This window comes from Nocardioides sp. NPDC057577, from assembly GCF_042801335.1.
Lineage (GTDB): Bacteria > Actinomycetota > Actinomycetes > Propionibacteriales > Nocardioidaceae > Nocardioides.
The window spans coordinates 1-15,162 of the sequence record NZ_JBHVGB010000158.1 but is presented as its reverse complement, the minus strand read 5'-3'; the positions used below and the strand labels follow the sequence as shown (position 1 = coordinate 15,162).

The 15,162-nt window shown below is 69.0% G+C and carries 11 protein-coding genes; 3 read left to right on the top strand and 8 right to left on the bottom strand.

The features are described from left to right. The 3 genes from ACFU7D_RS23640 to ACFU7D_RS23630 form a co-directional block, all read right to left on the bottom strand. The coding region (locus tag ACFU7D_RS23640) for an ABC transporter ATP-binding protein (protein ID WP_378871890.1) at positions 1–421 on the bottom strand (421 nt) is incomplete at its 3' end. Beyond that, the gene (locus ACFU7D_RS23635; protein WP_378871887.1) at positions 414–563 is read right to left on the bottom strand and encodes a hypothetical protein; all 150 of its coding nucleotides are present in this window, start codon (positions 561–563) and stop codon (positions 414–416) included. The genes ACFU7D_RS23635 and ACFU7D_RS23640, both read right to left, overlap by 8 nt. Beyond that, a complete protein-coding gene (locus ACFU7D_RS23630) occupies positions 560–1,111 on the bottom strand; it encodes a PadR family transcriptional regulator (RefSeq protein WP_378725578.1) in 552 nt (183 codons plus the stop codon). Before ACFU7D_RS23630 ends, ACFU7D_RS23635 begins: the two co-directional genes overlap by 4 nt. Before the next feature lie 210 nt (positions 1,112–1,321). Here ACFU7D_RS23630 and ACFU7D_RS23625 point away from each other — a divergent pair, with 210 nt between their 5' ends. Beyond that, positions 1,322–4,423, top strand: coding sequence for a M4 family metallopeptidase (locus tag ACFU7D_RS23625; RefSeq protein ID WP_378871885.1), 3,102 nt, complete (start codon positions 1,322–1,324; stop codon positions 4,421–4,423). A 211-nt stretch (positions 4,424–4,634) separates the two neighbouring features. Continuing rightward, positions 4,635–7,457: a M4 family metallopeptidase gene (locus ACFU7D_RS23620; protein WP_378871882.1), complete on the top strand. Its 2,823-nt coding sequence runs from the start codon at positions 4,635–4,637 to the stop codon at positions 7,455–7,457. Positions 7,458–7,487: 30 nt separating this feature from the next. Here the strand turns inward: ACFU7D_RS23620 and ACFU7D_RS23615 are convergent, their stop codons facing one another. From ACFU7D_RS23615 to ACFU7D_RS23595, 5 genes are all read right to left on the bottom strand, one after another. Then, positions 7,488–8,003 carry an SPFH domain-containing protein gene (locus ACFU7D_RS23615; RefSeq protein WP_378871880.1) on the bottom strand — a complete coding sequence of 172 codons (516 nt, stop codon included), beginning with the start codon at positions 8,001–8,003 and terminating at the stop codon, positions 7,488–7,490. 68 nt (positions 8,004–8,071) lie between these two features. Continuing rightward, positions 8,072–9,499, bottom strand: a complete 1,428-nt coding sequence (locus ACFU7D_RS23610; protein WP_378871877.1) for a DUF4232 domain-containing protein — start codon at positions 9,497–9,499, stop codon at positions 8,072–8,074. A gap of 137 nt (positions 9,500–9,636) precedes the next feature. Next, positions 9,637–11,802: a 3-hydroxyacyl-CoA dehydrogenase NAD-binding domain-containing protein gene (locus ACFU7D_RS23605; RefSeq protein ID WP_378871875.1), complete on the bottom strand. Its 2,166-nt coding sequence runs from the start codon at positions 11,800–11,802 to the stop codon at positions 9,637–9,639. Positions 11,803–11,941: 139 nt separating this feature from the next. Continuing rightward, on the bottom strand, positions 11,942–13,153 hold the full coding sequence (locus ACFU7D_RS23600; RefSeq protein WP_357337052.1) for an acetyl-CoA C-acetyltransferase: 1,212 nt from the start codon (positions 13,151–13,153) through the stop codon (positions 11,942–11,944). A 39-nt stretch (positions 13,154–13,192) separates the two neighbouring features. Continuing rightward, a complete protein-coding gene (locus tag ACFU7D_RS23595) occupies positions 13,193–13,786 on the bottom strand; it encodes a MerR family transcriptional regulator (protein ID WP_378871872.1) in 594 nt (197 codons plus the stop codon). Between the two features lie 120 nt (positions 13,787–13,906). On the opposite strand from ACFU7D_RS23595, the gene ACFU7D_RS23590 reads away from it, so the two are divergent. Then, positions 13,907–15,055: an acyl-CoA dehydrogenase family protein gene (locus ACFU7D_RS23590; RefSeq protein WP_378871869.1), complete on the top strand. Its 1,149-nt coding sequence runs from the start codon at positions 13,907–13,909 to the stop codon at positions 15,053–15,055. The last annotated feature ends 107 nt before the right edge of the window (positions 15,056–15,162 follow it).

Here is a 15,162-nt window from a genome sequence, read left to right as displayed (position 1 = left end):
GGTCGGCGAAGCCGTCCAGCCCGACCTCCTCGAGCGCCGTCCGTGCCGCGTCCCGAGCCGGACGGCGCCCGGCGCCGTCGAGCTCCAGCGGCAGCGCGACGTTCTCGGCGGCGGTCAGCGCCGGGATCAGGTTGAAGTCCTGGAAGACATAGCCGATCGACGTACGCCGTAGCCTGGCGCGACCGCTGACCCCGGCCGCACCGAGATCCTGGCCGTCGACCGTGACGGACCCGGAGGTCGGCGAGTCGAGGCCGCCGGCGATGGTCAGCAGCGACGACTTCCCGGAGCCGCTCGGCCCCATGATCGCGACCAACTCACCGGCGTACGCAGCCAGGCTGACGCCACGCAGGGCGTGCACCTCGGCGGCGCCGGTGCCGTGGACGCGGCTCACCTCGGTGAGCCGGAGGACGGGATCACTCATCGGAGGACTCCTTGGTCTGGGTGGTGCCTGCCTTGGCAGGCGTGGCATGGGTGCGGCGGCTCAGCCGCTCGCGGGCGTCGGCGAGCCAGCGGCTCTGATCGCGGTTGAGGCGGCGCAGGTCGTGGGCGAGGGCGGCGTTCATCGCGCGTCTCCGTCCACCGGCTCGGGCGCGGTGCTCGAGGCGGCCGCCCGGCGGAGCCGGGCCTCGCAGTGGTCGAGCCAGCGGATCTCGGCCTCGGCCGCGAAGACGAGCCGGTCGAGGACGAGCCCGCCGGCGAGGTCGTCGCCGGCCCCGGACCGGGACTGGCGGCGGTAGCCCTGGAGCGCCTGCATCGTCGCGTTGCGTTGCTGCTGGACGACCTTGCCGACGTCCACGCTCGGCACCGCGACCGCCACCGCGAGCTTGATCGCGAGCTCGTCGCGCTGCGGCTGCGTACGCTCGACCGGGGTGTCGAACCACCCCTTCACCTCGACCTGGCCGGCCTCGGTGAGCTGGTAGAGGGACCGTCCCTCCGCGTCGGTCCCTCCCGCCTCGACGAGGCCGTCACGCTCGAGTCGCGACAGGGTCGTATAGACCTGCCCGACGTTCAGCGGCCAGCTGGCGCCGGTGCGCTGCTCGAACTCGGCGCGCAGCTCGTAGCCGTAGCGCGGCTTCTCCAGCAGCGCCAGCAGTGCGTGTTTCACGGACACTCGATCACCTCCCTTGGGTACTTACTGAGTATGTATATACCGAGTATGCACCCCCTCGCAAGCCGGTATCGCCGGTCGCCAACCGTCACGGTTCGGAGAATTCGCCGCCGATGCGCCCCCGCGCATGTAAGACTCCCGTCGCCGGTCCGGGTCGGCTCAACGGCACACACACCGCCGCATCGACCTCCACTCACCGGAACGGATCCGCACATGGCATCCCTTCACCGGCTCACAGCGCTGACCGCGACCCCGCTTGTCGCGATCGCTATGACCGTGTTCGCTCCTGATCTCGTGCCCGCAGGGCACGCGGCGAGCAAGCCCGCCCCCACCATCGCGACGGAACGGCTCCACGCCGACGCCGACCGCAGCGTGCACACCAGCCGCGTGAACGGCACCCTCCGATTCGCCGGTGCCAGCGGCGGACGGATCGAGAACCCCTCGGTCGACCGCGCAGACTCGGCCACCGTCGCCGCACGTGCACACGTCGACCGCTACGGCGCAGCATTCGGTGCTGCTCGTGCGGGAACGACCCTCGCCACCGCCGGCACGACGCGCACCTCAGCAGGCACCGATGTCGTACGCCTCGACCAGCGCATCGACGGCATCCCCGTGCTCGGTGGCCAGATGGTCGTGACGATGGGCCCGGACCGCGCCCTCGCCTCGCTGGCCTCCAGCCTGAGCGCGACGTCCACCGTCGCCGAGCCGCGCATCTCCGAGAGCCGAGCGCGCTCACTCGCGTCAGCCACGTTGACGCGCGCGGAGAACCGCGCGTCGGAGGACGTCGTCGGCAGCGGCCGGACGGTCTTCGATCCTGCCGTGTTCGGCACGACGACTGACAACGGCTCACGCAGTGGCTGGCGCTTCGACGTCTCTGGCGCTGATGGCGCGCGACGTCTGCTGATCGTCGACGACCAGGACGGACGAATCCTCCTGGACATCGACAAGAACCAGCGGCTCGACCGGGTCGTGTGCGACAACGCCAACGCAACGAACACCACGGACGTCCCTTGCACGGCTCCGGCAAGGACCGAGACCGGCGAAGCCGGCGGAAGTTCTGACGTCGAGAGCGCCTTCGCCCTGGCCGGCGAGGTCGACTCGTTCTACGAGCAGATCGCAAACATCGACCTGACGAACCTCATCGGCCTCACCCAGCCCGACGGTCGCAAGAGCCTGGCCTCGACCGTCAACTGGTGCTACACCACGTCGTCGGGATGCCCGTACGCCAACGCGTTCTGGAACGGCACACAGATGTACTACGGCGCCGGCTATGCGATCGCCGACGACGTCGTCGGCCACGAGATGACCCACGGTGTCATCGACCAGTTCTCACAACTCTTCTACTGGGGTCAGTCCGGCGCCATCAACGAGTCCATCGCTGACGTCATGGGCGAGATCATCGACCACCGCCGCACCGCTGCCAGCGACGATGACAGCGGCTGGGACCTCGGCGAAGACCTGCCTGGCGGCGCCATCCGGAGCATGAGGGACCCCGCGCTGCACAGCCAACCCGACACGATGACGAGTGCGACGTACGTCTCCGGTCTCGATGACAACGGCGGCGTGCACACGAACAGCGGCGTCGGCAACAAGACCGCCTTCCTCATCTCGCAGGGCGGAACCCACGCGGGGACCGACTTCGCCGGCATCGATGCAGGCGACGCGATGCTCACCAAGACTGCGACGCTCTACCTCGACGTCCTCCAGAGGCTGGCGCCCGGTGCCGAGTACGCCGACCTGGCCAACCAGCTCGAGCAGAGCTGCAGCGACCTGGTCGCAGGCCAGAAGGTCGGGTTCACGAGCTCGGACTGCGCGACCGTCCACCAGGCAACCGAGGTCACTCAGCTGCGTACGAACCCGACGGTGGAGGGCACCCGCACAGACGCTCAGATGAGCTGCCCCGCACAGACGGCCGTGCGTACGCTCTTCGACAGCGAGACGGGTGACGCCGCATCGAAGTTCGCCGCGGGGTCGTGGACCCGCAACCCATCGACGTACTGGGGGCCGAACGCCACCTCGGGCAAGGATGCGTGGCATTACTCGCCGGCCTCCAGGAGCGGGGCGATGACGAAGGGCCGGACCAGGCTCCAGACGCTGAACGGCATCGAGCTTCCGGCCGGCCAGACGACCTATATGTGGTTTCGCCAGTGGCATCTGTTCGACTACGACTCCGGCGGCGCCTGGGACGGCGGGGTCGTGGGCTGGACCGACGACACGACCCAGACCACGTGGCGTTCGGGAACCAACGGCTGGACCAACGGACCCAACGGCCGCATCCAGACGTCCAGCTCGCCCTATTACAACGACAACCCCAACGCCGGCCAGACCGCTTTCGTCCGCGACGGCAAGGGCTGGTACGCCAGCCAGGTCGACCTCTCGGAGTACGCCGGACACACCCTGAGGCCCTACTTCGAGGCGTCCTGGGACAGCTTGGGCTGGTACGTCGGCTGGTTCCTCGACGACATCAAGGTCTACACGTGCGAGCCGATTCCGCTGGCGAACACCGCCGCGCCGACGATCACCGGAACGCCCCGCGTCGGGTCCACCTTGACGGCCACCCCCGGCGTCTGGTCCCCGGCGGCAACGAGCGTGAGCCACCAATGGCTGCGCGACGGCTCCCCGATCAGCGGGGCCACATCCTCGACGTACACGCTTGCTGCGGCCGACCACGGAACCCGAGTGTCCGTCAGGGTGACGGCGAGCTCAACCGAATGGTCCGCGGGCGCCTCAGGGACCAAGGCCAGCGCACCGACGGCGTCGATCGCCCTGGGCTCGTCCATCCGCGCCACCGTCCGCCCCGTCATCAGTGGCACCGTGCGCCTCGGCTCGAAGCTCACCGCGTCGAAGGGAACCTGGGACCATCCGCCGCAGAGTTACAGCTACACCTGGTTGCGCAACGGCGTCATGGTCGCCGAATCCGCCAGCAACACCTACACGCTGCGCGTGAGCGACGTCGGTTCCAAGATCACAGTCAGGGTCGTTGCGTGGAGCGAGGGCTGGGCTGCGGGGAGCAGCACCACCCTTCCGACCGCGGCCGTAGCTCCCGGATATCTCACCTCGGCGACACCGACCATCGGTGGCACCCGAAGGGTCGGCTACCTGCTCACCGCCTACCCAGGCACCTGGAAGCCTTCGGGAATCACGTTCTCCTACCAGTGGCTGCGCAACGGCGTCGCGATCTCGGGCGCAACTGGGAAGTCCTACCGGCTTCGATCCGTCGATCGCGGTGACCGCATCCGCGTCCGCGTGACCGGCCGCAAGGCGGGCTGTCACACCAAGAAGGTCACCTCGGCGGCCACCAGCACCATCCGCTGACCCAACCCCGCCGAGACGTCACGTACGTCGGCCGAGTCGGCACCACGGTGCCAGCTCGGCCGACGGGGCTGACGTCTCGGCCATCGCACGTCGCGAAATACGGGCGACGGCGACCATGACCGCCTGGGAGACTGCTGCCCGCTGGTTCGGGCCGGCGGTCTGTCGGCCCGTGAAACTCCTCCGGGCCGCTCCCACTCCCGAAGGAGTCGAAGTGTCACGTCGTAGACGCGTCGTCGCCCTGACCGCGACCGCACTTGCCCTCAGCGGGCTCAGCGTCATTCCGATGACCTCGCCCGCCTCCGGCGAACCCGACCCGATCGCGACCTACAAGGACCGCGCCGGCGTCCCCCTGACCATCCATCGCACCACCGACGGCGCGGCCGACTTCATCGGTTCGAAGGCCGAGGGAGCCGAGCCGCTGGGCACCGGCGTCAAGCCCGCCAAGGCGGCCAGGACCCAGCTCGACCGCGCCACCGAGGCGTTGGGCACCGACGACACCGACCTGCGCGAAGCGTCGACCAGCAAGGCTGTCGGCGGCGGGTCGGTGACCAGGTTCGAGCAGTACGTCGACGGCCTCCCGGTCCTCGGCGGCGAGGTGGTCGTCGGGCTGGACAAGGACCGCGGCCTCACCTCAGCGGCCACCAACCTCTCCGATGCCACGACCGCGGACATCACCGCACCCGACGATGTCACGCGCGCGAAGGCCGAGGCAGCGGCCGAGGCCGTGGTCGCCAAGGCCCACCACGGAGCCACCGGCCTCACCGTGGCCGACGAGGGCACGTGGCTCTATGACGACGACCTGGTCCGTGGGCCCGAGATCGGCGAGACCAGCGTCTTCCGGTTCTCGGTGACCAACGGCTCCACCATCCGTGAGACCGTGCTCGCCCACGCCGGCTCCGGCCGCGTACTCATGCACATCAACGAGATCGCCCACGTCAACCGCCGCATCTGCGACAACGCCAACGTTCGCGCCCGGGACGATGCCTGTGCCGACACGAGCCTCACGGTCAAGCGGCGCGAGGGGGATGCGCCCACCGGCATGGCCGACGTCGACAAAACCTACGACCTGATCGGCGCCACCTCCGACCTCTACGCCTCCCTCGGGCTGGATCTGACGGAGGAGATCGGCTGGTCCGAGGGCGTCACCGCCAAGGCGATCGGCGCCACGACCCGCTACTGCGAGCCGACTCAGCCGAACTACACGCCGCCGTGCCCGATGGACAACGCCTTCTGGAACGGCGAGCAGATCTTCCTCGGCCAGGGCCTGGTGGTCGATGACATCGTCGCCCACGAGCTCACCCACGGCGTGATCGAGCGCAGCTCGAACCTCTTCTACTGGTACGAGTCGGGTGCCATCAACGAGTCGATGGCCGACATCATGGGCGAGATCGTCGACCACCGCTACGCCACGCCCGGCGACTCGCCGACCGACTGGCGCATCGGCGAGGACTCCTCGTTCGGCGCGATCCGCGACCTCGCCAGCCCGACGACGCACGACCAGCCCGATCGGATGACCAGCTCCCTGTGGGACGCTGACGACCTGACCTACTACGCCGACGGCGGCGGGGTGCACACCAACAGCGGCGTCGGCAACAAGACGGCCTACCTGATCTCGCAGGGCGGCACCTTCAACGGCCGCACCATCACCGGCATCGACGGCGGCGACCCGACCCTGCAGAAGACCGCGACGCTCTACCTCTACACGATCCAGCACCTCGTCTCCGGAAGCCAGTACGTAGACCTGCGCCGTACGCTGGCCAACGGCTGCTCCGCGCTGGTGGCTGCCGGCACCGCCGGCTTCACCGCGGACGACTGCACCCAGGTCAACCTCGCCACCGACGCGACCGAGCTGGCCAAGTCGCCCACCAAGGCAGGCGCGACGCGGCCCGCGGAGGCGCCGAACACCTGCCCCGCCGGCAGCACCGGGAAGGCCACGATGACGACCCCGTCGCGCACCCGCGGCGGCCTGTGGCACCAGGCGCCCGACGCCGCGCAGAACGTGCCCGAGAACGACCGTGACGGCAACGGCTCCGACTTCGGCTGGGACCCCGATCCGGAGCGGTACGGCGACCCGACGTCGAGCGGAATGACGACGGCCGCGATCAACGTACCGGCCGGCAAGCGGACCTATCTGCGGTTCAGCCACTGGTACCTCTTCGACTGGTACACCGGCAGCGACCCTGCCTACCCGGCACCGGAGTACTACGACGGCGGCGAAGCCCGCCTGCTGGTCAACGGGGTCACGACGGCCATCCCGTCCTCGGCCTGGGTGAACGGGCCCAAGCAGAAGCTGCTGCTCAACAACCCCAAGAGCCCGCTGACCGGCTTCGGCGGCGACTCCAACGGGTGGATGAGCTCCCGGGTCGACCTGTCCGCGTTCGCCGGGAAGTCCGTCCAGTTCCAGTGGGTCGTCCGAGGAGACCAGACCGACTCACAGATCGGCTGGTTCATCGACGAGCTCGAGCTCTACACCTGCAACCCGCAGACGATCGCGAACACGGCGGCGCCGACGATCAGCGGCAGCCAGCGGGTCGGCTACACCCTGACCGCATCGCCGGGCTCGTGGAACCCGGCGGCGACGACCGTGCGCTACCAGTGGCTGCGCAACGGTGCCGCGATCTCGGGAGCCACCGCGAAGACCTACAAGCTGAGCGGATCGGACCACACCCGCAAGATCCAGGTCAGGGTCACCGCCACCTCGTCCTCCTGGCCGGCGGCCAACCCCGGCGTCAGGACGAGCGCGGCGACCGGTGCGATCAGCGCCGGCTACCTGACCCCCGTCACGCCGTCGATCAGCGGCACCCGCAGGGTGGGCTACCTGCTCACCACGGTCCGCGGTGAGTGGAAGCCGGCCGGGGTGACGTACTCCTACCAGTGGCTGCGCAACGGCAGGGCCATCTCGGGCGCCACCGGCAAGACGTACCGGCTCAGGTCCATCGACCGCGGTGACCGCATCCGCGTCCGGGTCACCGGGCGCAAGGCCGGCTACTACACGGCGTCCCGCCTCTCGGCGGCGACCGGCGTGATCCGCTGACCCGACCCCGGTCCCGGCCCGACGGCGAGCTCAGTCGTCGGGCCGGCCGGGGTGCAGCAGCAGGTCGACTTCGTCGATGACCACATCGGTGACGACACCGGCCGCGAGACCGTCGATCCGGTTGCCCGTGATGGCGGCACCGGGCCCGTCGCGCTCATCGGTCAGCCACACCGCCGGCTGTGCACGGACGGCGTCGGCGACACGGCGCTCCAGGGCCGTGTGCAGGACCGCGCGCGGGTCGATGTACGCCGCCCCGACCCGAGGCGGGTCGACCTCGACGGTGAAGGTCGCGAGGACGCGTACGTCCTGGGAGTCGCCGGTCCGGGTCCGGACCACGATCGCGATCTCCATCGGCCCGGTCGGCCACTCGAGCACCTCATGGAAGCCCGGGATCGCCATGGTCATCGAGTCGGAGGCGATCCGGATGATCCGCCGGTGCCTGGTCACCACCAGGCACTGACCGCGCCCGGCCCGCCGCACCAACGAGGCCACCACGAGGACGACCGCGATCGCCGCGATCACCAGAACCGTCACCATCTCCCCCATGGCTCCGAGTCTTCTCGACCCGCGCCCGATTCCGAATGGGCGCTGCCACCCATTCGTCCCGGCGTACGTCAGTCAGCGGCCTGCGCCCACGGGCTGATCCCGACCTCGGCCCCGTCGAGAATGTCGAGATCGCTCGGCCCGTCGATCACCGCGACACCGAGCGTGATCGGCGTGCCGCCAGGCAGCGCGGTCACGAGCAGCTCGGTCGTGACGTCCGGGTCGTTCGCGGTGGACATCGCCTGCCAGTCGATCACCGCCATCACCGACCGCGACGGAGGGACGTCGACACGCTCGGGCACCATCGACGGTTCGTAGGGCTTGGCCGTCACATCGGTCTGCCGAGCACCGGCAGCATTCAGGAACTCGACGACGGGCACGCCCTCGATCGCGCAGACATGACGGCCGAGGTTGCGGGCCCGGAGCCACGCCTGCCGCGATCCCAGCGCCGCATCCTGGCCACCGAAGGTGACCTCGAGATCCGACGGCCGGCAGGACGGCGCCCCCGGGTCGGCCGGCCAGGGCGCGGCATCGCCGAACGGTGGCATCGTCGTCGGCGCCGGAGTCCTTCCGCCGACCCAGCCCTCGACCTTGCCGCCGCGCGTCCCTTCGACCGCGTACGCCAGCGGCTGCCCCGACCGCACGAGAGAGCCGTGGTAGCCGGTGAGCCACCGGCTGACGTCGTCGATCACGCGGTCGCCCTCGGCTGCCTCGACCAGGACGATCAGCGGTTCGTACGGAGCGGCCAGCTGTGCCGAGGTCACCGACGGCTGCTCGGAGGCAACCACCACGAGCTCCACCGCCACCGGATCGGGCAGCTCGTTCGACCGGTACCAAGCGCCGCCGCCGTGGAGATCCACCGGGCGCTGCCGCTCGCGGGCGACCGTGGCGAGCGCGACCAGACGGTCCTGCGGCGCCTCCACGTCGGCCTTGGCAGGACGGCCCGTCTGCGGGTCGACGACGGTCGACGACACCGACGTCGCCCCTGCCTCGCGCAGCGCGACGGCATCAGCGAGCGCATCACCGATGCCGTCCCCGCGGTCCAGACCGCGCTCGCCCACCGTGACCTGGATCTGGCCCAGCGAGAACGAGACGCTGGTCCGGTCCGCCTCCGCCTCGGGCGCAAGACGGGTGATCTCGGGGCGCACCAGCCGGAGCACCTCCTGGCTCGCTGCAGCCGCCTCGGCCCCGGACAGATCCTCCTCCAGGGACACCTCGACGCTGACCGAGTGCTCCACGCGGTCGGCCTCCCCGAAGTCCTCTCCCGGGATGCGTCTGGACTCGTCGGTGGCCAGCACCTCGCGTACGCCGGGGACGGACCGCCACTCGTCGGAGAGATCGAGGAACCTCAACGGCAGCTCCGGCGTCGTCGTCCCGGCCGCCGATCCATCGGGCCGGGCCCAGAGCATCGCGACCGCACACCCGACCACGACCAGCAGGACCAGCCCGACGGCCACGATCCCCACCCAGAGCTCTCGCCTCCGTGTGCTGCCCGGCATCGCCACGTACGTCCTCCTCGACCTCTGCGGAAGGCAAAGAGTCGCACAGGCCCGGCCGCACCGGCGCCGCAAATAGTGAACCGGCACGGTTCCTTCACAGGATCCGTGCCGGTTCACCACATCGCTGTGGAGCCAGATCAGGCAGGGAAGCCTTCACCCTTCGCCGCGAGGTCGCGGAGGTACTGCGTCGGGCGGAACCGGTCGCCGTACGCCTCGGCCAGCTCGTCGGCACGGGCCAGGAAGGCGTCGATGCCGATCGAGCCGTCAGCGGCCTCGTAGCCGGTGATGAACTGGGCCGCACCACCGGTCTGCGGCGGGAAGCCGATGCCGAAGATGGAGCCGATGTTGGCGTGCGCGGCGGAGGTGATGACGCCCTCCTCGAAGCACTTCGCCGTCTCCAGAGCCTCGATGAAGAGCATCCGCTCCTCGGCGTCCCGGATCGGGATCTGCTTCTCGGCGACCGGGAAGACGCTGCCGAGGTCCGACCAGATCGAGCCACGCTTGCCGTCGACGTAGTCGTAGAAGCCGGCGCCCTTGAGCTTGCCGGAGCGACCCGCCTCGATGAGGGGGTTGAGCACCTTCTCGGTCGTGGTCAGCTCCTCGATGCCGGCGGCCTCGCGGGTCGTACGAGCGATCTTGACCATGAGCTCGTGGTTGAGCTCGTCGGCGATCTGCAGCGGCCCGACCGGGAAGCCGGCCTGGGTCGCGGCGCGCTCGAGCGAGTAGGGCGCGAAGCCCTCGGCGAGCAGCTCCAGACCCTCCTGGATCTGGGTGCCGATCACGCGCGAGGTGTAGAAGCCACGACTGTCGTTGACGACGATCGGGGTCTTCTTGATCTGCTGGACCACGTCGTACGCCTTGGCCAGCGCGACGTCGTTCGTCTCGGCGCCGCGGATGATCTCGACCAGCGGCATCTTGTCGACGGGCGAGAAGAAGTGCAGGCCGATGAAGTCGGCCGGGCGGTCGATCCCCTTGGCGAGCTCGGTGATCGGCAGCGTGGAGGTGTTGGAGCAGAGCACCGCGTCGTCGTTGACGAACGGAGCGATCTCGCTGAACACCTTCTGCTTCAGCGAGACGTCCTCGAAGACCGCCTCGACGACGACGTCGACGCCGGCGAAGTCCTCCGGGGCGACCGTCGCGGTGATCCGGTTGAGGATCTCGTCGGCCTTCTCCTGGGTGAGCTTGCCGCGCGAGACAGCCTTCTCGTTGAGCTTGGCGGTGTAGGCCTTGCCGCGCTCGGCCGACTCGATGGCGACGTCCTTGAGGACGACCTCGGCACCCGCACGGGCGAAGGAGTACGCGATGCCCGCACCCATCATCCCGGCACCGAGCACACCCACCTTGGTGGCCTTGAACTTCTCGACGCCGTCAGGACGCAGCGTGCCGGCGCCGATGGCGCCGAGGTCGAAGAAGAACGCCTGGATCATGTTCTTCGACTGCTGGCCGGTGACCAGCGAGACGAAGTAGCGCGACTCGATCCGGGTGGCGGTGTCGAAGTCGACCATCGCACCCTCGACCGCAGCCGACAGGATCGCCTTCGGCGCACGCATGTCGGACTGCTTGAGCTGCTTGCGCAGGATCGGCGGGAACGCGGGCAGGAAGCCCGCGAGCGCCGGCGAGGTCGGCTTGCCACCGGGCATCTTGTAGCCGGGCTTGTCCCACGGCTGGGCGATCTCGTCGGGGTTGGCCTTGATCCACGCCTTCGCGGCGGGAACGAGCTCATCGGGGGAGGAGACGAGCTCGTGGACCAGACCCTTCTCGAGGGCGGCAGCGGGCTTGAACTTGGTGCCCTGACCCAGGACATCCATCAGCCCGGTCATGATGCCCAGCAGGCGTACGACGCGGGTGACGCCACCGCCGCCCGGGAGCAGACCGAGGGAGACCTCGGGCAGACCGATGTCGTAGCGGGCGTCCAGCGCGATGCGGTGCTGGGCAGCCAGCGCGATCTCCAGACCGCCACCGAGGGCGGCGCCGTTGATCGCCGCGACGACCGGCTTGGGGAAGGTCTCCAGCTTGCGGAGGGTCGCCTTGATCGACTCGACCTCCTCGAAGACCTGGGCGCCGTTCTCGGGGCGCACCTGGATCATGTTCTTGAGGTCACCACCGGCGAAGAAGGTCTTCTTCGCGGAGGCGATGACGACGCCGGTGACGTCGTCTGCTTCGGCGTACAGCTTCTCGACGGCCTCCGCCATCGAGGTCTTGTACAGCTCGTTCATGGTGTTGGCCGACTGGTTCGGGTCGTCCAGGGTGAGGACGACGATCCCGTCGCCATCCTTGTCATAGCGGACTGCGGTCTCGCTCATGTGTCTTCCTTCAAGTCTGTGCCGGGGCGCGGCCCGGGATGTTCACCGAGGTACCTCGGTCAGTTGTCGCTTCCTTCGCGGAGTTCCACGAGGGATGTGGGCGCTCACCGAGTTACCTCGGTGAGCATTCGCGGACGCGTCAGACCAGCTCGACGATCGTGGCGATACCCATGCCGCCACCGACGCACAGCGTGGCGAGGCCGCGCTGCTTGCCCTGGCGCTCGAGCTCGTCGACCAGGGTGCCGAGGATGATGGCACCGGTCGCGCCCAGCGGATGACCCATGGCGATCGCGCCGCCGTTGACGTTGGTGACCGACTCGTCGATGCCCATGTCCTTCATGAACCGCATCGCGACCGCCGCGAACGCCTCGTTGATCTCGAACAGGTCGATGTCGTCGACGGTGAGACCGGCCTTGGCCAGCGCCTTGCGCGAGGCCGGGGCGGGGCCGGTGAGCATGATCGTCGGGTCGGCTCCGGAGACGGCGGCCGAGATGATCCGGGCACGCGGAGTGAGCCCGTTGGCCTTGCCGGCCTCCTCGGAGCCGATCAGCATCAGCGCGGAACCGTCGACGATGCCCGACGAGTTGCCGGCGTGGTGGACGTGGTCGATCTTCTCGACCCAGTGGTACTTGGCCAGCGCGACGTCGTCGAAGCCGGCCTCCTGGCCCTGCTGGAGGAAAGACGGCTTGAGGCCGGCCAGGGTCTCGGCGGTGGTGCCCGGGCGGATCAGCTCGTCGTGGTCCAGCACGGTCAGACCGGTCTGGTCGACGACCGGGATGACGGCGTCCTTGAAGTAGCCGTTCTCCCAGGCGGCGGCCGCCCGGGCGTGCGACTGCGCGGCGTAACGGTCGACGTCCGCGCGGCTGAAGCCCTCGAGCGTCGCGATCAGGTCGGCGCCGATGCCCTGGGGAACGAAGCCGGTCTTGAGGGCGGTGTCGGGGTCCTGCGCCCAGGCGCCGCCGTCGCTGCCCATCGGCGCCTTGCTCATCGACTCGACGCCACCGGCGAGGATGAGGTCCTCGAACCCGCCGCGTACGCGGGAGGCGGCCTGGTTCACGGCCTCGAGGCCGGAGGCGCAGAAACGGTTGAGCTGCACACCGGCGGTCGTCTCGGGGAGACCGGCCTTGATGGCGGCGGTCTTGGCGATGTCACCACCCTGCTCGCCGACGGGGGTGACGACACCGAGGACGACGTCGTCGATCAGCGCGGGGTCGAGGTTGGGGTTGCGCTTGCGGGCCTCGTCGATCAGGCCGACCACCAGGTCGATCGGCTTGACCTCGTGGAGCGCTCCGGTCTTCTTACCCTTCCCGCGCGGCGTGCGCAGGTGGTCATAGATGAATGCTTCAGCCATGCGCCGATTGTGACACTAAAACTGTCACAGTCAACAGGTTCACGACAGATTGCGGGAGATCGTCCGGTTCACCGCGTCCTGGAAGCTCACCACGATCGCCTCGGTGGTCAGCTGACGCAGCCGCGGGAGCACCTCTTCGAGGTGAGCTGCCTCCTCCGCGGTGTGATGGGTCCGCTTGAACGGGTCGATGACCTGGTCGCGCAGGATCGTGTTGAGCTCGGCGGCGAGGTCCGCCATGAGGCGCGAGGTCGCCGCGTACGCCGCCGCCAACGCATCGCGAGGCAGCCCCAGCGCGATCAGCTCACGCCCGATCCTGGCCTGGATGTCATCGGTCGGCTCCGTGGCCCAAGACGTGATCATGGCGCGCTGCATCGCCAGATCCTCCCGCGTCGTCTCCGCGGGCAGCCGGGCGAGATAGCGCTCGATCGCCTGCAGGGTGAACCCGTGCTCCTGGAGCGCGGTGACCATGTCGAGGCGGGCACGGTGCTCGGGGCCGTAGTAGGCCACCCGGCCACGCCTGATCGCCGGCGGGATCAGCCCGAGGCTCGCGTAGTAGCGCGTCGTGCGCACCGACACCCCGGTGGCGGTCGACAGCTCATCGATCGTCATCAGCTCATCGGTCACCTCGGTCATAGCCAGGGACCGTAGACCAAAGTGTTGCTACTTCGCCAGTGTTACTGTCACAGTTGCTCCGTCGGTGTCTTGCGTCACAGTCGTGGGCCCGATGAGATCGAACGTCGACCAAGGAGTGTCATGCCCGAGAAGCCCACCATCTATGAGGCCGAGCACGAGGACTTCCGCGCCACCGCGAAGGCCTTCTTCGAGAAGGAGGTCGTGCCCTTCCACGACCAGTGGGAGAAGGACGGCATCGTCCCGCGCGAGCTGTGGAAGAAGGCCGGCGACACCGGGCTGCTCTGCTTCGACGTCGAGGAGGAGTACGGCGGCCCCGGCATCAAGGACTTCCGGTTCAACTCCGTCCTCCACGAGGAGATGGCGAAGATCGGTGCCAGCGGCCCCGGATTCTTCGTCCACACCGACATCATCGTCCCCTACATCTCGCACCTGGGCACCGCGGAGCAGAAGGCCCGGTGGCTGCCGGGCTGCGTCTCCGGCGACATCATCACCGCCGTCGCGATGACCGAGCCGGGCGCGGGCTCGGACCTCCAGGGCGTACGCACCACCGCGGTCGACAAGGGCGACCACTACCTCCTCAACGGCTCGAAGACGTTCATCTCCAACGGCATCAACGCCGACCTGGTGATCGTGGTCGCCAAGACCAACCCCGACGCCGGCGCCCACGGCATCTCGCTGCTCGTGGTCGAGCGCGGCATGGAGGGCTTCGAGCGCGGCCGCAACCTCGACAAGGTTGGCATGAAGGCGCAGGACACCGCCGAGCTCTCCTTCACCGACGTGGTGGTCCCGAAGGAGAACCTGCTCGGCGAGGAGGGCTCCGGCTTCATCTCGCTGATGACCCTGCTTCCGCAGGAGCGCATCTCGGTCGCCTCGATCGCGGTCGCCGCGGTCGAGCAGGTCCTCGAGCTCTCCCTCGACTACGCCCGCACCCGGGAGGCCTTCGGCCGCCCGATCGGCCGCTTCCAGAACACCGCGTTCACGCTCGCGGAGATGGCCACCGAGGCCTACCTCGCCCGCCTCTTCCTCAACGACGCCGTCACCCAGCTCAACGCCGGAACGGCCGACACCGTGCTCGCCTCGATGGCCAAGTGGTGGACCACCGAGCTGCAGAAGAAGTTCGTCGACCAGGGCGTCCAGATCCACGGCGGCTACGGCTACATGATGGAGTACCCGATCGCCAAGGCCTTCGTCGACAGCCGCATCCAGACGATCTACGGCGGCACCACCGAGGTGCAGAAGCTGATCATCAGCCGCCACCTCGGGCTGTAACCCGCCGGCCCCGCTGGTCGAGCCGCGAGGCCGCCTGCGGCCGAGCGTGTCGAGACCAACACAGTCCTATCGAGCGCGACAGGGGACCGTGTTGGTCTCGACACGCC

What these genes read in the sequence shown, in the direction of transcription:
- ACFU7D_RS23635 (WP_378871887.1), bottom strand. Translation starts at nt 563, where the DNA reads ATGAACGCCGCCCTCGCCCACGACCTGCGCCGCCTCAACCGCGATCAG.
- ACFU7D_RS23625 (WP_378871885.1), top strand. Translation starts at nt 1,322, where the DNA reads ATGGCATCCCTTCACCGGCTCACAGCGCTGACCGCGACCCCGCTTGTC.
- ACFU7D_RS23615 (WP_378871880.1), bottom strand. Translation starts at nt 8,003, where the DNA reads ATGGGGGAGATGGTGACGGTTCTGGTGATCGCGGCGATCGCGGTCGTC.
- ACFU7D_RS23610 (WP_378871877.1), bottom strand. Translation starts at nt 9,499, where the DNA reads ATGCCGGGCAGCACACGGAGGCGAGAGCTCTGGGTGGGGATCGTGGCC.
- ACFU7D_RS23605 (WP_378871875.1), bottom strand. Translation starts at nt 11,802, where the DNA reads ATGAGCGAGACCGCAGTCCGCTATGACAAGGATGGCGACGGGATCGTC.
- ACFU7D_RS23600 (WP_357337052.1), bottom strand. Translation starts at nt 13,153, where the DNA reads ATGGCTGAAGCATTCATCTATGACCACCTGCGCACGCCGCGCGGGAAG.
- ACFU7D_RS23595 (WP_378871872.1), bottom strand. Translation starts at nt 13,786, where the DNA reads ATGACCGAGGTGACCGATGAGCTGATGACGATCGATGAGCTGTCGACC.
- ACFU7D_RS23590 (WP_378871869.1), top strand. Translation starts at nt 13,907, where the DNA reads ATGCCCGAGAAGCCCACCATCTATGAGGCCGAGCACGAGGACTTCCGC.